Below are 19763 nucleotides of genomic sequence, written 5' to 3' on the forward strand. Positions count from 1 at the left end.
AAATTCTCCCGGCGGCAGGTGGGGTCCTTTTTTGGTGGCCGCAAGGATGGACCGAAGCCGCTTCCGGGTCCATCCCCATAAGCAGCGCCGGGCATGCCCCTCCCGCCACCCAGCCATCCCTGGTGCGGGGCAGCGGACAAAAGCCACAGGCGGCCCGCCTTGACCCTTTCCCAATTATGAAATTTGATTTACTTATTTTGACATCGCTGTCGGTCATATCGGGATCGGTTGCGTTCATGATCAAAAGGCCCCGGAACAGGGGCCGGCAGGGAAGGAAACCGCGATGAAGAAGGCAGTTCTGCGCCGTTGGCTGCGCACGTCCATGATGACAACGCTGGCCGCCGGCCTGGCGGTGCCGCTGGCCTGGGGACAGGCGCATCAGGGGCTGGGTGGCAGCGGCGCGGCGGGACCGGGCAGTTTCGGCCCGTTCGACGCGGAATTCCCGGCCGGCGGCGACGGTATCGCAAAGCCCAAGCTGGACGAAAAGCAATCCCCCGCCACGGTTCCGGCCGGCGCCCCCTTCACGCTGTATGGCTGGGTACAGGGCGAAGCCGCTCCCGCCAAGGGACAGAGCCTGCTAGGCGGCTTCTCCACGGCAGACGGCAAGGCGCCGGCCTGGTTCCTGGCGCTGATGGATGGCAAGCCGGCCCTGGTCGCGGGATCGAAGGTCATCAGCGGCGGCAAGGCACCCGCCGCCGGGCAATGGTCCTTCCTGTCCGCCAGCTACGATGGTACCCGCGCCCGTCTCTATGCCGATGGAAGCGAAGTGGCATCGGGCGAGCTGCAGACCCAGGCCGCCCGAGCGCAGATCCAACTCGGCCCGCGCCGCAGCCTTACGACCCCCTTCGTATCCACGGCTTCCGTGCCCTTCACCGGCCGGCTGGCCGGCTTCACCGCCCTGCCCCGCGCCCTGTCGGCGGATGAGGTGAAGGCGCTGGCAGGTGGTCCCAAGCCCGTTGTGGACCTGACCAATTTCGAAAGCGGTGCCCCCACCTGGCCCGTGCAGGTGCGGCAGATGTATGGACAGGTGGCCCCGCAGGACCCCTGGACACGGCCGACATCCAAGACCGGCTTCTCCGCCCCCGTCGCCAAACCCGTGGTGGAAACCCCCGCCCTGGCGCTCAAGGCTGCCGGGGAATGGGTGCTGGGCGCCTGGAAGCTGGTGGAGGCGCCGAAGGTCGCGGCCGACGGGGTTGCGTTGTCGCAACCGGGATATGATGCCAAATCCTGGTATGCGGCGGTGGTGCCCGGTACGGTACTGACCACCCTGGTGGAACGCGGTGTCTATCCCGACCCCGACTACGGGCTGAACAACCTGGCCATCCCGGAAAGCCTGAACAAGCAGGATTACTGGTATCGCACGGAATTTACCGTGCCGGCCGACCAGACCGGCAAGCGCCTGCAGCTGGTGCTGAACGGGGTGAATTATCAGGCGGAGGTCTGGTTGAACGGCCAACGGCTGGGCAGCATGAAGGGCGCCTTCATCCGTGGCCGGTTCGATGTGACTGGCATCGCCAAACCCGGCCAGCCCAATGCCCTGGCCATCCGCGTCAGCCCGCCGCCGCGCCCCGGCTTGCCGCATGAGGAAAGCCTTACCTCGGCGGTGGGAGAGAATGGTGGCATCATGGCGCTGGACGGCCCCACCTTCGTGGCGTCTGAGGGCTGGGACTGGATCCCGTCGGTGCGCGACCGCAATACCGGCCTGTGGCGGGGGGTGACCCTGCGCGCCACGGGCGATTTGCGCCTGGGCGATACACAGATTGTTACGTCGCTGCCCCGCAACGACGGTTCGGTCGCCGATGTCACCGTCACGGTCCCGATGTGGAACCTGTCGGGCAAGCCGGTCAACGCCACCGTGACCGCCAGTTTCGATGGCATCACCGTCACCAAGCAGGCCAGTATCCCGGCCGGCGGCGGTGCCGTCACCCTGTCGCCGACCGAATTCCCGCAATTGTCGGTAAAAAACCCCAAGCTCTGGTGGCCCAACGGCTATGGCGAGCCGGCACTGCACGACATGAAGGTGAGCGTAGCGGCGGACAGCCAGCCATCCGACAGCCGCGATATCCGCTTCGGCATCCGCGAGATCACCTATGAACTGTCTTTGATGGACCAGAAGGGTGCCCTGCGCCGGGTCGAGGTCGATCTGACCGATGCCAAGGCGCGCGGGGAGAAGATCATCGATGTCAGCCATGAGGGCATCCGCAAGGTGCCCGACGGTTGGGCCGCCTCGCTTTATCCCGGTGCGGAAAACTCCCCCGCCGTCACCCCGGCCGACGCCGCCGAACTGTCGCCGCATCTGGTGATCAAGGTGAACGGCGTGCGCATCGCGGCGCGCGGCGGCAACTGGGGCACCGACGACTGGCGCAAGCGGGTGGCCAAGGACAGGCTGGAACCCTATTTCCGCCTGCACCGCGACGCCCATGTCAATGTCATCCGCAACTGGGTGGGCCAGAACACGGAGGAAGAATTCTTCGATCTGGCCGACGAATACGGCCTGATGGTCCTGAACGATTTCTGGGCCAGCACCCAGGATTACCAGCTGGAACCGCAAGACGTGCCGCTGTTCATGGCCAACGCCACGGACACGGTGCGCCGCTATCGCCATCACCCGTCCATCGTGCTGTGGTTCGGGCGTAATGAGGGCGTGCCGCAGCCGATCCTGAACGAGGCGCTGGCCGACATGATCCGGGCGGAGGATGGCACCCGCCATTTCACCGGCTCGTCCAACCGCGTCAATCTGGCCGGCAGCGGGCCCTATAATTACCGCGAGCCCGACACCTATTTCACCGAACACGCCCAGGGCTTCTCGGTGGAGCTGGGCACGCCGTCCTTCCCGACGCTGGAGGCATTCAAGGCCGCCGTTCCGGCCAGCGAGCAATGGCCGATCTCCGACACCTGGGCCTATCATGACTGGCACCAGACCGGGAACGGCGCCACCCAGACCTTCATGGATGCCATGGCGGTTAAGTTCGGCCCCGCCACCAGCCTGGAGGATTTCGAGCGCAAGGCCCAGATGCTGAATTACGAGGGCTACCGCGCCATCTTCGAGGGCATGAATGCCAGCCTGTGGACCAAGCATTCCGGCCGCATGCTGTGGATGACCCAGCCCGCCTGGCCCAGCACCATGTGGCAGATCCTGACCCATGATTACGACACCCATGGCGCCTTCTATGGCGTCAAGAAGGCGTCGGAACCGGTGCATGCGCAGTTGGACCTGCCCGACCATCGCATCACCTTGGTCAACAACACCCAAACGGCGCTGAAGGGCCTGACCCTGTCCACGCGGGTGCGTTCGGTGGCCGGGAAGGCGCTATCCGACCGGACGGATACCGTTGATGCCAGTGCCGGCGCCGCCGTCCATCCCTTCACGCTGGACCTGAAAGCGGCGCTGGCGGCGGAAAAGCTGGTGCTGGTCAGCCTGGAACTGAAGGACAAGGCCGGGACGGTCCTCTCGCGAAACGATTATTGGGTGGCAGCCGATGCCCCCGCCCACCAGCGCCTGAACGAACTGCCCGCCGTCCCCGTCACCCTGTCGGCCAAGGGCAAGGTCGGGACGGATGGGGAGGTTGTATTGGATGTCACTCTGTCCAACCAGGGGACGGCGCCCGCCCTGCTGGCCAAGCTGACCCCGCAGAAGGCCGATGGCAGCCGCATCCTGCCCGCCTATATCGGCGACAATTACGTCACGCTGCTGCCCGGCGAGACGCGGCAGGTCACCGTGACCTATTCGGCCAGCGCCGGCGGGACGGGGACGCCGATGGTCGCGTTGCGGGGCTGGAACATTCAGCCGACCAGCGTGACGGTGACGATCACTCCTTGATAAAAGGTTCAAGGCACTGATATTTCAGTAAATTCTACCGTCACCCCGGCGAAGGCCGGGGCCCAGTTCGTGGAGCAAAGCGCCTGTGATTCTGGGCCCCGGCCTTCGCCGGGGTAACGGTAGAGAAGGTGGGAACGACGGTGCCCCGCGCCTCACGCCAGCGTATTGACCAACCCGCCTTCCACGCGGATGGCCGCACCGTTGGTGGCGGCGGACAGCGGGCTGGCCAGGAAGGCCACCATGTTCGCCACCTCTTCCGCCTCGATCAGCCGCTGCAGCAGCGATGCTGACCGCGCACCGGCGAAGAATTCCGCTTCGGCCTGGGCATCCGTCACGTTGGGGCTGCTGGCCACCGATTTCAGGAAGCCGACAATGCCTTCCGACCGGGTGGGGCCGGGCAGCACGGAATTGACGGTGACGCGCGTGCCCTTGGCAGCGGCGGCCAGACCACGGGCGATGGACAGCTGCGCCGTCTTGGTCATGGCGTAATGGATCATGCCGGGATCGACGGCCAGCCCGGTCTCGCTGGAGATGAAGATCACCCGGCCGTCATTGCGTTCCAGCATCAGCGGGAAATAATGCCGGGTCAGGCGCACGCCGCTCATGACATTGACGTCGAAATAAAGCTGCCAGTCGGCATCGCTGATCGCTGCGAACGGCTTGCTTTCATAGATACCCAGATTGTTGACCAGGATATCGACCGATGGCACGGCGGCCAGCAGCGCATCCACGCCCGCCGGTACCGTCACATCGGCCAGCACGCCGGTGACGTCCGCCGCGCCTGACGCACGGATGCTCTCCACCGCCTGGTCCAGCTTGGCACGGTCGCGGCCGGACACGACAACGGATGCCCCTTCCTTGGCCAGAAGGCGGGCGATTTCCAGGCCGATGCCGGCGGTGGAACCGGTGACGAGGGCCTTCTTGCCCTTGATCTGCAAGTCCATGGCGAAACTCCTGTTGGTCGCCGGTTGATGTTCATGAAGATCAATCTAAGCCCGGCACGACCGTCGCGGTATCCGGAGCGTCAGCACAATATTTGTGAATTATAGGCACAAATGATCCCGGTTCGCGCATCCGGGGACCAGATAGGAAAAGCCCCCGCCGGATCGCTCCGGCGGGGGCTTTCTACCTGGCATCAACCGGGCGGGATCACTCCGCCGGGACCATCTGCACCGGGACTTCCGCTTGGCTCTGCTGACGGTGGCCACCCACCATGAAGCGCAGCAGGACATAGAAGACCGGGGTCAGCAGCAGGCCGAACAGGGTCACGCCCAGCATGCCGGCGAACACGGCGACACCCATGGCATGGCGCATCTCCGCCCCGGCCCCGCTGGAGGTGATCAGCGGCACCACGCCCATGATGAAGGCGATCGACGTCATCAGGATGGGGCGCAGGCGCAACCGGCTGGCCTCGATCGCCGCCTGAACCACGGTACGGCCCTGATGTTCCAGTTCGCGGGCGAATTCCACGATCAGGATCGCGTTCTTCGCCGACAATCCGACCAGCACCATGAAGCCGATCTGGGTGAAGATATTGTTGTCCCCTCCCGTGATCCAGACGCCGGCCAGGGCCGACATCAGGCTCATCGGTACGATCATCAGGATGGCCAGCGGCAGGGTCAGGCTCTCATACTGGGCGGCCAGCACCAGGAACACCAGCAGTACGGAGATCGGGAACACCCACAGGGCGGCATTGCCGGCCAGGATCTGCTGATAGGTCAGGTCCGTCCATTCGAACTTGATGCCGCGCGGCAACACCTCTGCCGCGATGCGCTCCGCCGCCGCCTCGGCTTGACCCGAGGAGTAACCCGGCGCCGGACCACCATTGATGTCGGCGGCGGTATAGCCGTTATAGCGCACGACCATTTCCGGGCCATAGCTCTGCGTCACCGTCACCAGCGACGATAGCGGCACCATGGTGCCCTGCTCATTGCGGGTCTTCAGCAGGCCGATATCGTCGGCATGGGCACGGAACGGGGCATCGGCCTGCACCCGCACCTGATAGACGCGGCCGAACGTGTTGAAGTCGTTGACATAGAGCGAGCCCAGATAGACCTGCATGGTTTCGAACACATCCGTGACGGGCACGCCCAACTGCTTGGCCTTCACACGGTCCAGGTTCACGTCCAGCTGCGGCACGTTGATTTCATAGGAACTGAAGGTCGGCCCCAGCTCCGGCGTCTGGCGCGCCTTCATCACGAAATCATTGGTGGCCTTGGCCAGCGCCTCATACCCCAGCGCGCCGCGATCCTCCAGCTGCATCTTGAACCCGCCCAGCGTGCCCAGGCCCATAACGGGCGGCGGTGGGAACACAGCCACGAAGGCTTCCTTCACGCCATTATATTGCTGCTGCAGGCTGGTGGCGATGACATTGGCCGACAGGCCCTGCTTTTGCCGCTCTTCGTACGGCTTCAGGGTGGTGAACACGATGCCGGCGGAGGAGGAGTTGGTGAAGCCGTTGACCGACAGGCCGGGGAAGGCCACCGCACTGGCCACACCGGGCTGCTTCAGCGCGATGTCGGTCATGGTGCGGATCACGTCCTCGGTGCGGTCCAGGGAGGCGCCGGTGGGCAACTGGGCAAAGGCGATCAGATATTCCTTGTCCTGCGCCGGCACGAAGCCGCCCGGAACCGCCCGGCCCAGCACGAATGTCAGGCCCAGCAGCAGCACATAGACCAGCATCATGGCGCCCTTGCGCCGGACCACACCGCCGACACCCTTGCCATAGGCTTCCGACCCGCGCTGGAACACGCGGTTGAAACCCCGGAAGAAGCCGCCCAGGACCTTGTTCATGGCCCGGGAAAGCCAATCCGGCTTGTCATGATGGCTCTTCAGCAGCAGCGCCGACAAAGCCGGCGACAGGGTGAGCGAGTTGAAGGCGGAGATGACGGTGGAGATCGCGATGGTCATCGCGAACTGCTTGTAGAACTCGCCCGACAGGCCCGACATGGCGGCCAGCGGCACGAACACGGCGACCAGGGTCAGGGCGATGGCGATGATGGGACCGCTCACCTCCTGCATGGCCTTGTAGGTGGCCTGCTTAGGCGCCAGGCCTTCGGAGATGTTACGCTCCACATTCTCCACAACCACGATGGCGTCGTCGACGACGATGCCGATGGCCAGCACCATGCCGAACAGCGACAGGGCGTTGATGGAGAAGCCGAACAGCAGCATCAGGGAGAAGGTGCCGACGATGGACACCGGCACGGCCAGCAGCGGAATGATGGACGCGCGCCAGGTCTGCAGGAACACGATCACCACCAGCACCACCAGGGCGATGGCTTCCAGCAGCGTATGGATCACGGCGTCGATGCTGGCCTGCACGAAGCGGGTCGGGTCATAGACGATGGAATATTCCACGCCGTCGGGCATGTCGCCCTGCAGCTCCGCCATCGCCTCGCGTACATTGTTGGAGATGGCGAGCGCGTTGGCACCCGGCGCCTGGTTGATGGCGATGGCCACCGCCGGCTGGTTGTCCAGCAGGGAGCGCAGGCCATATTGCGAGGCGGCCAGTTCCACCCGCGCCACGTCGCGCAGATAGGTGACGGCACCGTCGGCGGTCTTCAGGACAATGTCCTGGAATTCCTCGACGGTCTTCAACCGGCCCTGGGCATTGACCGACAGCTGCAACGGCGCGTCGGGCACCGACGGGCTGGCACCGATGACGCCAGCGGCCACCTGCACATTCTGCTCGCGGATGGCATTGATGACGTCGTTGGCCGTCATGCCGCGTTCGGCCACCTTGTTCGGGTCCAGCCAGACGCGCATCGCATAGTCGCCCGAGCCCCACAACAGCACCTCGCCCACCCCGGAAATGCGCGCCAGACGGTCGCGCACATTCAGGACGGCGTAGTTGCGCAGGTAGGTCATGTCATAGCGGTTATCGGGCGAGCGCAGATGCACGACCATGGTCAGGGTCGGCGACGACTTGACGGTCGTGACACCCAACCGCTGCACATCCTGCGGCAGGCGCGGCAGCGCCTGGGACACACGGTTCTGCACCAGCTGCGTGGCCTGATCCGGGTCGGTGCCCAGCTTGAAGGTCACGGTCAGGGCCATGTTGCCATCGCTGTTGGCCTGGGACTGCATGTACAGCATGTCCTCGACGCCATTGATCTGCTCTTCGAGCGGCGAAGCGACGGTTTCGGCGATGACCTTGGGGTTGGCACCCGGATACTGGGCGCGCACGACCACCGACGGCGGCACGACCTCGGGATATTCGGAGATGGGCAACTGGAACAGGGCGATGAACCCTGCCAGGAAGACGACCACTGACAGCACACCCGCGAAGATGGGCCGGTCGATGAAGAAACGGGAGATGTTCATGGCAAGCCTCGGGCTCCGCGAGGGAGTGCGGAATGGGGTGGGCTTAAATGTCAGACAATATCCTACCGTCACCCCGGCGGAAGCCGGGGCCCAAGTCGTTGAGCAAGGCGCTTGTGATCTGGGCCCCGGCCTTCGCCGGGGTGACGGTAGAGAATGAAGAGCGTGCGTTACCGCGCCGCCACCTGCGTGATCGGGCGTTCCATCGCCACCGCCTTGGGCTTCACCACGTCGCCGGGACGGGCGCGCTGAATGCCATTGACGATGATGCGCTCGCCCGGCTGCAAGCCACCGGTGACGATGCGCAGGCCTTCCTGCCGGCTGCCCAGCAGGATGGGGCGGTAGGAGACCTTGTTGTCGTCACCGACGACCAGCACGAATTTCTTGTCCTGGTCGGTGCCGATGGCACGTTCATCCACCATCACCGCCGGCTGCGGGTCCGACCCGCCCACCTTGATCCGGGCATAGAGGCCGGGGACCAGCATGCCGTCGGGATTGTCGAAGCGGGCACGGACGCGGATGGTACCCGACACGGGATCCAGCCGGTTGTCCACATCATCGACGGTGCCGTTGCGGGAATATTCCGCCTCGTTGGCAAGGCCCAGCTGTACGGGCACGCCCGCCTGATCCTTCACCGACGCGATATGGCGCAGATAGGTCTGCTCATCCACATCGAACGACGCATAGATGGGGGAGACGGAGACCAGGGTGGTCAGTGACTGCGCCCCGGCCCCGGCCGCCACCACATTGCCCACAGTGATTTCCGCGCGGGAAACGCGGCCATTGATGGGGGCGGTGACACTGGTATAGCCCAGGTTCAGCCGCGCCACCTCCAACTCCGCCTGGGCGCCGCGCAAGGTAGCCTGGGCGTCACGGGCATTATGCTCCCGCTCATCCAGGGTGCGGCGCGTGATGGTGCTGTCGGCGACCAGCCTGGTGGCGCGTTCCAGTTCAGCGCCGGCGAAGCGGACGCGGGCCTGGGCTGCGGCCAGTTGCGCCTCGGCGCGGGAGACCTCGGCGCGATAGGGGGCGGGGTCGATGGTGAACAGCACGTCGCCCTTCTTCACCAGGGCGCCGTTCTTGAAGTGGACCTCAGTGATGGTGCCGGAGACGCGGGGACGGATATCCACGCGTTCCACGGCTTCCAGCCGGCCGGAATAGCTCTGCCAGTCCACCACCTTGCGGGCCACGACGGGGGCCACATCCACCTCCACGGCGGGGGCGGCGGCGATGGCGACGGGTTTGTCCTCGGCCTGTCCCTGGATGGAGACGCCGGCGATCACGGCCAGCGACACACCGGCGGCCATCAGATAGGCCAGCTTGCTGCGCGTAACAGACATTGAGTCAGCTCCTGAGCAAAAGAGCGCGGACAAGGGTTTCCCGCCGCCGCCACCGGCGGGGGATCACGAAACGGCTGGCCTGCCTGTGACAGCTCCGCCGCTGGGCGCCGGCTATCCGGAGCCCCTGTCCAACAACTCTGGTTTTGGGTTTCGGAACCGCACCCGGTCGGATGAAGCTCCCTCAATTCTCGCTTTTATCGGGTTTGCTGCGGTGCCGCTGTGATGGCCGTCGCACTCATTAAATCTTTTTCATCTGCCACCCATGCAATTTTGGACGGCAAGGGAAGTCCTTTTGGTTCAATGTGATAAACAGGATCAGCCCCACGGATGAACATCCGGAGGCATGTGAGCGGGTGCAGCATCACCCATCAGGCGCCATGAATAAAGTCGGTTTTTCTGAGCAGACAATTCGTCTGGAACGAACAATCAAGCAGCGCCCCGCGTCTCCTGCCGATAGCAATCGAACGCCTTGTCCGAACCCTGCAACAGCGGGCATTTCTCGAACAGGCTGACCACCCAATCCACGAACAGCCGCACCTTCTGCGACGGCTGGCGGTTCTGGGGATAGACGGCGGCGATGGGCATGTGCGGCGGCCGGAACTCGGGCAGCACCTCCACCAGCTCACCGCTCTGCAACTGGCTCAGCACCATGAACAGGGCCGGCTGCATCAAGCCATAGCCCTCCAGGCCGCAGGCGATATAGGCCTCGCTGTCATTGACGGAGATCGCTCCCTTCAGCGGGATCTCCACATTGGCCCCGTCGGTCCTGAATTCGAACGGGTAGGAGCGGTTGCCCAGATTGGGGGAGAAATAGCGCACGCCTTGATGAGCGGTCAGGTCATCCAGGCCGCGCGGCACCCCGTGCTTCTCCAGATAGGCCGGGCTGGCGCAGGTGACCCGCGACAACAGGCCCAGGCGCCGGGCGATCAGTGAACTGTCGGCCAGTTCCCCCACCCGCAGCACGCAATCCACGCCTTCCTGCACGATGTCGATCTGCCGGTCGTTCATGCCCAGTTTCAACTCGATATCCGGATAGCGCGCATGGAACTCCCGCAATGCCGGGATCACCACCAGCCGACCGATGGAGGTGGGCATATCGACATGCAGCCGCCCCTTGGGATGACGGCGCCCCTCGATGAAGCCCGTCTCCACCTCTTCCACCTCCGCCAGGATGCGGATGGCGCGCTCATGAAATGCCTCGCCATCGGCGGTCAGCGACAGGCGGCGGGTGGTGCGCTGAAGCAGGCTGGTGCCCAGATGGGCCTCCAGGTTCTGGATGATGGTGGTGACCGACGCGCGCGGCAGGCCCAGCTTGTCGGCAGCCCGCGCGAAGCCGTTCAGCTCCACCACCTGCACAAAGACCTGCATGGCCTGCAACTTGTCCATATAGCCCTCTGGCAACACCGCTGGTAAGCCGCACAGCATAGCCGCCCGGTCGGGCTGCGGCTATGCGGCCCGTCACAGGGATCAGGACAGCCGCATCAACCCTTTGACGGAGATATCCTCATCCAGGTCGGGCCAATGGATGCCCTGCCCCCGACCGATCAGCCGCCAGTTGGCGCGCTGGGCCTGATCGGCATCGCGCAACCGGGGAAACCATTCCAGCGGTGCGGCCAGTTCCCGCCCATCGGCCAGAACGACATGCAGGGCGTGGTCATCCACCCGAACCGATGTCGCGGCGGGATCAAGGCGGATTGCCGAAGTGCTCATGCCACGCCTCCACGAACTTGACGCGATGGGCGATTACCATAGCCCGCAACCTTGTCACCTCATGCGACCGGAACCCATGGGATTCGGCCATTTGCACAGGGTCAGTCCAGAACTTCGCCGTCTTGTCACCATACTCGATATGAATATGCGGCGGCTCGTCATTTTCAAGAGAGTAGAAAAAGAAGCGGTAACCGTCGAGACGCAGGATTGTTGGCATGCCTTCCCCCGGTTACCGCCGTTGCAGCCTCACTCCGCCGCCGCGCTGACCGGCGGCACCGGGCGGCGCCAGCGGGACAGCAGTTCGGCTTCCTCCGCCTTGGCCTTGGCCAGATGCTCTTCCTTCACATGGCCATAGCCCCGGATCTTCTCCGGAATGGCGGCGATGTCAGCGGCCAGATGCATGTTGGCGGGCGACAGGCCGGCCAGCAGTTCCTCCACCACGCCGACATAGTCGGTGATCAGCTGGCGCTCCATCACCCGTTCCGGGTTGCGGCCGAACATGTCCAGGCTGGTGCCGCGCAGGCCCTTGAGCCGGGCCAGCATCTTGAAGCCCAGCATCATGGTCGGCCCGAATTCCTGCTTCTTCAGGTGGCCGGTAACCGGGTCACGCGGGGCGGTGGCCGGCGGGGCCAGATGGAATTTCAGCTTGTAGTCGCCCTCGAACTGGCTGGCGATTTGGGCGTGAAAGCGGCCGTCGCTGTAAAGGCGCGCCACCTCATACTCGTCCTTGTAGGACATCAGCTTGAACAAATAGCGGGCCACCGCGCGCGACAGGGCATCGCGGCCGGGCGTGCGCTCGGCCTCCACCGCCTGCACACGGGTCACCAGCGTCTTGTAGCGGCCGGCATAGGCGGCGTCCTGGTAATCGGTCAGGAAGGCGACGCGCCGCTCCACCATCTCCGCCAGGGTTTCCGACGCGCGGCGATGGCCGAAGGCGCCGGACTTGTCGGGCTTGGGGGCGGCGGCCTCCAGCACGCGGCCCAGGTCGATGGCGGCGCGACGGCCCCAGCGGAAGGCGTCCGTGTTCATCTTCACGGCCGCGCCATTCATCTCGATGGCCTTTTCGATGGCCGCACCCGACGTCGGGATCAGGCCCTGCTGATAGGCATAGCCCAGCATGAACAGGTTGGTGGCGATGCTGTCGCCGCACAGGGCCGTGGCGATCTTCTGCGCATCGATGGCCGACACCGCATCCACCCCACCCAGCGCCGAGGCGATGGTGCGGGTCAGGCTGGCCGAGGGCACATTGGCGTCCGGGTTGGCGATGAAGGCGGCCGTCATCGTCTCCGCCGTATTCACTACGGCCCGGGTGCGCCCCGCCGCCATCTTGGACAGGGCGTCGGCATTGGCCGCCACGACGATGTCGCAGGCCAGCACCAGATCAGCGCCACCGGCCACGATGCGGTTGGCATGGATCAGGTCCGGCCGCTCGGCGATGCGCAGATGGCTGGTCACCGACCCGCCCTTCTGCGCCAGGCCGGCCATATCCATGGCCGTGAAGCCGCGCCCTTCCAGATGCGTGGCCATGCCCAGGATGGCGCCGATGGTGACCACACCCGTGCCGCCGATGCCGGTGACCAGGATGTTCCAGGGCTTGTCCAGCACCGGGATCACCGGTTCGGGCAGCGGGCCCCAATCCTCCCCCTTCGCCGCCGCCGGCTTGGGCTTCTTCAACGAACCGCCCTCCACCGTCACGAAGCTGGGGCAGAAGCCCTTCAGACAGCTGAAATCCTTGTTGCAGCTGGACTGGTCGATCTGACGCTTGCGGCCGAACTCCGTCTCCACCGGCACCACCGACAGGCAGGAGGATTTGGCGGAGCAATCGCCGCAGCCTTCGCAGACCAGCTCGTTGATCACCACACGGCGTGCGGGATCGGGGTACTTGTTGCGCTTGCGGCGGCGGCGCTTCTCGGCGGCACAGGTCTGTTCATAGATGATGACCGTGACGCCCTTCTCCTCGCGCAGATCGCGCTGCACCTGGTCCAGTTCGTCGCGGTGGAAAATCTTGGTGCCGTGCGGCAGGCCGCGGCCCAGGCCGTACTTCTCCGGCCCGTCGCTGACCACCACGATGCGGGCCACACCTTCGGCATCCAGCTGCTGGGCGATGTCATAGACCGACAGGGTGCCGTCCACCGGCTGCCCGCCCGTCATGGCGACCGCGTCGTTATAGAGAATCTTGTAGGTCATGTTGACCTTGGCCGAGACGGCGGCGCGCACCGCCAGCAGCCCGGAATGGAAATAGGTGCCGTCGCCCAGATTGGCGAAGACATGGTCTTCGCCGGAAAAGGCCGACTGGCCGATCCACTGCACACCCTCGCCGCCCATCTGGCTGAACACGTCGGTGCCGCGGCCCATCCAGGTGACCATGTAATGGCAGCCGATACCGGCCAGCCCCCGGCTGCCTTCCGGCAGGCGGGTGGAGGTGTTGTGCGGACAACCGGAGCAGAAGAACGGCGTGCGCACCACCGTCGATGACGGCGTGCTCTGCCGCACCCGATGCTCCATGCGGGCCAGCCGCTCCGCTACGTAATCATTGGGCCCGAAGGACAGCAGACGCGCGGCCAGCACGCGGGCGATGTCCACGGGGCTCAGTTCCGCCTTCTCCGTGAACAAGGGCTTGCCCGTATGGTCGGTCTTGCCCAGCACGCGGGGACGCTGTTGCCAGTGGAACAGCTGCTCCTTGATCTGGAACTCCAGGACGGAGCGCTTTTCCTCCACCACCAGCAATTCCTCGGTGGTCTGGGCGAAGGCGCGCATGCCCTGGGGTTCCAGCGGCCAGGCCATGGCCACCTTGTAGATGCCCAGGCCCCAGGCCTGCGCCATCTCCTCATTGATCTCCAACTCGTCCAGCGCCTGGCGCACATCGAGATAGGATTTGCCGATGGTGACCAGGCCCAGGCGCGGGGCACGGTGGCCGAAGACGATCTTGTCCAGGTGATTGGCACGGGCGAACGCGCGGGCGGCGTCCAGCTTCCAATCGATCATCCGCGCTTCCTGGATCAGCGGCGTGTCGTGCAGGCGGATATTCAGCCCGCCGGGCGGCAGCTCGAAATCCGTGGGCTCCTGGATCACCAGACGGGCCGGATCGATATCGACGATGGCCGTGGTATCGATCGTATCGGCGATGCAGGTGAAGCCCACCCAGGCGCCGGAATAGCGTGACAAGGCAAAGCCGACCAAACCCATATCCAGGAATTCCTGCACCCCGGCCGGGTTGATGGTCGGCATGAAGGCATGGATAAAGGCCTGGTCCGACTGGTGCGGCAGGGTGGAGGATTTGCAGCTATGGTCATCGCCGGCGAAGGCCAGCACGCCGCCATGCCGGCTGGTGCCCGCAAAATTGGCATGTTTGATGGCATCGATGGACCGGTCCACGCCCGGCCCCTTGCCATACCAGATGCCGAACACGCCATCGACCTTAGCACCCTGCCACAGGTTGACCTGCTGGCTGCCCCAGACGGCCGTGGCGCCCAGTTCCTCATTCACGCCGGGCTGGAAATGAATATTGCCCTTAGCCAGGAATTTCTTCGCCTGCCACAGCGCCTGGTCATAGGCACCCAGGGGCGAACCGCGGTAACCGGAGATGAAGCCGGCCGTGTTCAGACCCGCCGCCTGGTCCCGCTGCCGTTGCAGCATGGGCAGGCGCACCAATGCCTGGGTGCCGTTCATAAAGGCACGACCCTGCTGGAGGGTATATTTGTCGTCTAGAGAGACGGTGGCAAGCGTGCGGGCGGCGTTGGCCATTCTTAATACCCTCCCCTATCGGGCCGCTCTATCGAAGCCCGATTATTGACCCTGTCGGGGTTGACCGTAACCCACAAAATAGGTCAATGCTACTGACTTATTTTCGATCCGAAACGGGGTGAATGACGCGTGGATTCGTGCATGGATTTCCGGGCTATGGGGTGGTTTATTACTGCTGCGATGCGACATCGCAATGCGGCGGGAAATTGCCGATTCGGGTGGGAGCCGCGCGCGGTGCGTCAACGCCCCGATCTATCCTTTCGCGCATAGGAATCGGGCACGGCGTTAACCTTCTTTCATGGTAATCAAGGTTTCCGGACGGGCGTGTCGGCAACCAGGATGGCAAGGCTGTGGTGGCGGATTTCGACCTTCGACAGATGCTGACCCTGCATCAGCGTTTTCTGGAAGGACGTCCCGGCGGTAGACGGCTGGAGGCGAAGTCGCAGGATCTGCGCGGTGAAAATCTGGCCAGTGCCGATATGCGTAACGCCTTGCTCAGCGGCGTGAACCTGGAAGATGCCGCCCTGCGTCTGGCCGTTCTGGATGGATCAGACCTGTTCGGCGCCAATCTAGCCCGCGCTGATATGGTGGGGGCCAGCCTGGTCAGTGCCGATCTACGCGGTATCAATCTGGCCGGTTGCCATCTGCGTGGCGCCTGTCTGGACCGTGCCGACCTGCGGCAAGGCCAGTTGGTAATCTGGGTCGGCAAGGTACAGCAGAAGGTGGTGCAGACCGCCGATCTGTCCGGCGCCGACCTGTCCAGTGCCTCGCTGGCCGGGGCCGATCTTTCCGGGGCGGACCTGCGCAATGTCAACCTCGCAGGCGCCAACCTGTCTGGCGCTCATCTGTTCGCCGCCAATATGTCCGGGGCCGATCTGCGGGGCGCCAGCTTCATGGATGCCAAACTGAAGGGTGCCATCCTGGACAATGCGCAGGTGACAGGGGCGGACTTTGCCCGCGCCGACCTGCGCGAAGCCAGGTTGCGCAACGTTGCCCCCAACGCTGCCAATTTCAAGGCCGCCTACACCGACGGCGCGGCGTTCAGCGCCGACCATGGCAAACTGGCACCTGACGTTCGCGAAGCCATCGCCGAGCATCAGCGCTGGATCATCAGCAACGGACGGGAAGGGTTGCGCATGGTGTTGCTGCGCCCCGACCTGTCGGGCGCGGATTTGACGGGCTGTGACCTTTCCGGAGCGGAAATCACCTATGGCCGCTTCGACAAGGCCAACCTGCGCGGTTCCGTCTGGTGCATGGCCAAGCTGACAGGGTGCAGTTTCCGGGGGGCCGAGTTGCGGGACGGGGTGTTTGACGGCGCCAACCTGTCGCGGGCCGACCTGCGGGAGGCCAGCTTGCTCGACGCACAATTCGGCCCGGTGTCCCTGCGGGATGCCGACGGTAAATCCACGGGCCGCGACTGGGCCGCCGACCTGCGCGGGGCCAATCTGGCCGGTGCCGACGCGCGCGGGGCCAACCTGCGGGGTGCGAAGCTGGAAGGGGCCAATTTCGCCGACGGCAATTTCGCCGCCGCCGACCTGCGGGGGGCTGTGCTGGATAGCGGCACCGCCACCTTGCCGGAATTGCGCCGCGCACGCCGTTGACACATCGCGACAGATGACGCCGGCCCCACCGCTGGGCTAGGCTGGCAGCCAACATGCGTCAGCAGCAATCCAAAGATCGATAAAAATGGCCAAGCACAAGCCCGACCCCAGCACCCTGCCCTATCGTCCCTGCGTCGGCATCATGCTGATCAACAAGGACGGCCATATCTTCGTGGCCAAGCGTACTGATACGCCCGACGCCTGGCAGATGCCCCAAGGCGGCATCGACAAGGGCGAGACCGCTGCCGATGCCGCCTTGCGTGAGCTGGAGGAGGAGATCGGCACCGCCAAGGCCACCCTGCTGGCCGAAAGCGGCCAATGGCTTTCCTATGACCTGCCATCGCACCTGATCGGCAAGGTCTGGGGCGGCAAGTACCGGGGCCAGACCCAGAAATGGGTGGCCTGCCGCTTCACCGGCACCGACGCCGATATCAATATCGCCACCGCCCATCCGGAATTCGACGCCTGGCAATGGGTACCGCTGGACAAGCTGGCGGCACTGATCGTGCCGTTCAAGCGCGCCACCTATGAACAGGTGGTGGCCGAACTGGGCCATCTGGCCACTGCCCAGCCCTGACCCCGTCGCCCCGGCACTCCCGTCCTTTCCGCGGAACGACCATGACGAAACGGACCTTTCCCCCCGTCCATCTCAACAAGGATCTTGATCGCGACGCTATCCGCGAACAGCTCCGGCAACGCCGCCGCGTGCAGATCCCAGAGATTTTCCCTCCGCAGGTCGCCGAACGGCTTTACCATTGCCTTGATAAGGAGATCGAATGGAACACGATCTTCAGCGACGGGGATGAAAAAGTACACGCCATGCACCCGATCCAGGTGGCAGCGATGACCCCGGCACAGAGCCAGTGGTTAACCGACTATATCAACAACAAGGCTCGCTACGACTATCAGTTCCTTTACCATAATTACCCGATCTGGGATCTTCTTCACAAGAAGATCGCCCCCGACCTCTATGTTTTCAAGTTCGTGGAATTCTTCAACAGCCCGGAATTTCTCGACTTCATCCGCTATATCTCAGAGGTGCCGTCCATCGACATGGCCGATTCCCAGGCCACCTTGTTCAAGGCCGGGCATTTCCTGTCGCGCCATACCGACCGCGACCATACCTACAAGGGGCGGCGTCTGGCCTATGTGCTGAACATGACACCGGAATGGCGCACGGAATGGGGCGGTATCCTGGAATTCATGGATGAGGATGGCAAGGTGATTGAGGGGTTCACCCCCTGCTTCAACACGCTGAACCTGTTCCATGTGCCGATCTGGCACCATGTCAGCTATGTCGCCCCTTTCGCCGCCGGTGGCCGATATGGCCTGACAGGCTGGTTGCGCGACAAAACGAATGGCGAATGAAGCATGATCAAGGCACAGATTGCGCAATTGTTGAAGCAAGGCCTGGAAGCACAGCAGGCCGGGCGGCGCGATCAGGCCGATGCTCTGTTTCAACGGGTCCTGGCGCTGGACCCGCGCAATAACGACGCCATGCAGCTGCGCGGCCTGATCGCCAAGGCCGCCGGCCGGTTGGTGGATGCTGAGCAATGGATGCGACGTTCCCTGGCGGCGTCACCACGCCAGCCACATGTGCTGAACAACCTGGGGAACGTGCTGCTCGACCTGGGGCGGCACGGTGTGGCGCTGGAACAGTATGACGCCGCGCTGCGGCAGAATCCGGGCTATGTGGAGGCCTGGTTCAACCGGGCCAAGGCGCTTTCGGCCCTTGGCCGCCCCATCGACGCCCTCGCTTCCATCGACAAGGCGCTTGGTTTCAACCCCAATTACGGTCCGGCCTGGATTAATCGCGGCGTCACCCTGATGCAGTTGGACCGGCATGAGGAGGCGACACAAGCGCTGGAGCGGGCCGTGCATCTGCTGCCGGGCTCGGCCAAGGCGCATATGAATCTGGGCCTGGCATTGAAGCATCGCTTCCGTTACGAGGAGGCGGCAACCTGTTACCAGCGCTCCCTGACGCTCGATCCCGGCTATTGGGAGACGTGGCACAATCTCGGCAATGCGCTGACCGCCCTCAACAGAAATGATGAAGCCATCGGCGCCTATCGGCAGGCCCTGGCGCTCAATCCTGCCAATGGCGAAGCACACGACAATCTGTCGAACCTGCTCTGGCGTCTGGGTCGGCATGAAGAGGCGCTGGCCTCCTACGCGGCCGCCCTTGAACGGCATCCGGATTCCCTGGATACCCTGCTGATGCTGGCGCAGGCCCAGATACGGTTCCACATGCTGGACGGTGCGCAAGCCACCCTGCGTTACATCCTGGACCTGTCGCCGGGTGATGCTCCGGCCTTGGCGGCCCTGGGCCGTCTGCACCTCAGCCTGGATCGCCCGGCCGAAGCGGTGCTGGCCTTCAATAGGGTGCTGACCATCACGCCAGGCGCGGATATCGCCCTGCGGGGCGTGGCGGAGGCGGCGCTGCGCATGGGTGATCCGGTCCTGGCCCTGGACAGTTGCGATACATTGCTGCGTCAGGCGCCCACCGACCAGAAGGCGCTGGCCCTGCGCGGCTTGGCACTGCGCTTGGCCAAGCGGGAGACGGAGGCGACCTGGCTGAATGATTACGACCGGCTTATCGGGCAAACGATCCTGACGCCGCCGCCCGCCTATCCATCCATCAACGCCTTCAATGCGCGACTGCTGGCCGACCTGCTGGAGATGCATGAAAGCACGGTGGATGCCCCGATCGACCAGACGCTGCGACACGGCACCCAGACATCGGAGATCCTGTTCGGACGCCCCGACCTGCCGGCCTCCCTGCGCGACCTGCAGCGGATGATCGAAACGGCGACGGCAGCCTATATCCAGAATCTACCCGATGATCCGACCCACCCCTTCTTGTCACGCCGTGCCATGGCGCGGACCATCCGGTTCAGCGGCTCCTGGTCCGCGCGCCTGCATGATCAGGGTTATCACACCGATCACGTCCATCCAGCCGGCTGGATCAGCGGCGTCTATTATATAGAAGTGCCCGATGTCTGCGCCGATGTGGACACCCGGATGGGCTGGCTGAAATTCGGTGAACCCGCCGCCCATATCGGGGCCCGGCTGGACTGGGCCAGGGCCGTGCAGCCGCAACCAGGCATGATGGTGCTGTTTCCATCCTACTTCTGGCACGGCACCATCCCCTTCAGCGCACCGGCCTTCCGCACGACCGTCGCCTTCGACATCGTGCCGGTTCCGTAAGGTCATTCCGGCCAACGC

12 protein-coding genes are annotated in these 19763 nt (G+C 64.5%); 5 read left to right on the plus strand and 7 right to left on the minus strand.

What is annotated here, in order from left to right; genetic code table 11:
• The first annotated feature begins 283 nt into the window (after positions 1-283).
• Entirely contained in the window at positions 284-3820 is a 3537-nt protein-coding gene (locus tag AC1Q7F_RS10820) for a glycosyl hydrolase 2 galactose-binding domain-containing protein (protein WP_492506583.1), read from the plus strand.
• 152 nt (positions 3821-3972) lie between these two features.
• On the opposite strand, the gene AC1Q7F_RS10825 is transcribed toward AC1Q7F_RS10820, so the two are convergent.
• The 7 genes from AC1Q7F_RS10825 to AC1Q7F_RS10855 all read right to left on the minus strand — a co-directional run bounded on the left by AC1Q7F_RS10825 (position 3973) and on the right by AC1Q7F_RS10855 (position 14937).
• A complete protein-coding gene (locus AC1Q7F_RS10825; protein WP_492506585.1) occupies positions 3973-4764 on the minus strand; it encodes an SDR family NAD(P)-dependent oxidoreductase in 792 nt (263 codons plus the stop codon).
• A 205-nt stretch (positions 4765-4969) separates the two neighbouring features.
• Positions 4970-8146: an efflux RND transporter permease subunit gene (locus AC1Q7F_RS10830; RefSeq protein WP_492506587.1), complete on the minus strand. Its 3177-nt coding sequence runs from the start codon at positions 8144-8146 to the stop codon at positions 4970-4972.
• A gap of 167 nt (positions 8147-8313) precedes the next feature.
• Entirely contained in the window at positions 8314-9483 is a 1170-nt protein-coding gene (locus AC1Q7F_RS10835) for an efflux RND transporter periplasmic adaptor subunit (protein ID WP_492506589.1), read from the minus strand.
• Positions 9484-9909: 426 nt separating this feature from the next.
• On the minus strand, positions 9910-10869 hold the full coding sequence (locus AC1Q7F_RS10840) for a LysR family transcriptional regulator (protein ID WP_492506591.1): 960 nt from the start codon (positions 10867-10869) through the stop codon (positions 9910-9912).
• Positions 10870-10950: 81 nt separating this feature from the next.
• Entirely contained in the window at positions 10951-11193 is a 243-nt protein-coding gene (locus AC1Q7F_RS10845) for a DUF2442 domain-containing protein (RefSeq protein WP_492506593.1), read from the minus strand.
• Positions 11168-11410 carry a DUF4160 domain-containing protein gene (locus AC1Q7F_RS10850; protein WP_492506595.1) on the minus strand — a complete coding sequence of 81 codons (243 nt, stop codon included), beginning with the start codon at positions 11408-11410 and terminating at the stop codon, positions 11168-11170. Before AC1Q7F_RS10850 ends, AC1Q7F_RS10845 begins: the two co-directional genes overlap by 26 nt.
• A gap of 29 nt (positions 11411-11439) precedes the next feature.
• Positions 11440-14937 carry an indolepyruvate ferredoxin oxidoreductase family protein gene (locus AC1Q7F_RS10855; protein WP_492506597.1) on the minus strand — a complete coding sequence of 1166 codons (3498 nt, stop codon included), beginning with the start codon at positions 14935-14937 and terminating at the stop codon, positions 11440-11442.
• A gap of 353 nt (positions 14938-15290) precedes the next feature.
• Here AC1Q7F_RS10855 and AC1Q7F_RS10860 point away from each other — a divergent pair, with 353 nt between their 5' ends.
• From AC1Q7F_RS10860 to AC1Q7F_RS10875, 4 genes are all read left to right on the plus strand, one after another.
• Positions 15291-16538: a pentapeptide repeat-containing protein gene (locus AC1Q7F_RS10860; protein ID WP_492506599.1), complete on the plus strand. Its 1248-nt coding sequence runs from the start codon at positions 15291-15293 to the stop codon at positions 16536-16538.
• Between the two features lie 85 nt (positions 16539-16623).
• A complete protein-coding gene (locus tag AC1Q7F_RS10865; RefSeq protein ID WP_492506601.1) occupies positions 16624-17115 on the plus strand; it encodes an RNA pyrophosphohydrolase in 492 nt (163 codons plus the stop codon).
• Positions 17116-17156: 41 nt separating this feature from the next.
• Entirely contained in the window at positions 17157-17906 is a 750-nt protein-coding gene (locus AC1Q7F_RS10870) for a 2OG-Fe(II) oxygenase (RefSeq protein WP_492506602.1), read from the plus strand.
• Between the two features lie 3 nt (positions 17907-17909).
• Positions 17910-19745, plus strand: coding sequence for a tetratricopeptide repeat protein (locus tag AC1Q7F_RS10875; protein ID WP_492506604.1), 1836 nt, complete (start codon positions 17910-17912; stop codon positions 19743-19745).
• Positions 19746-19763 lie beyond the last annotated feature (18 nt).

Source organism: Niveispirillum sp. GW835-FHT14G11 (genome assembly GCF_058793615.1).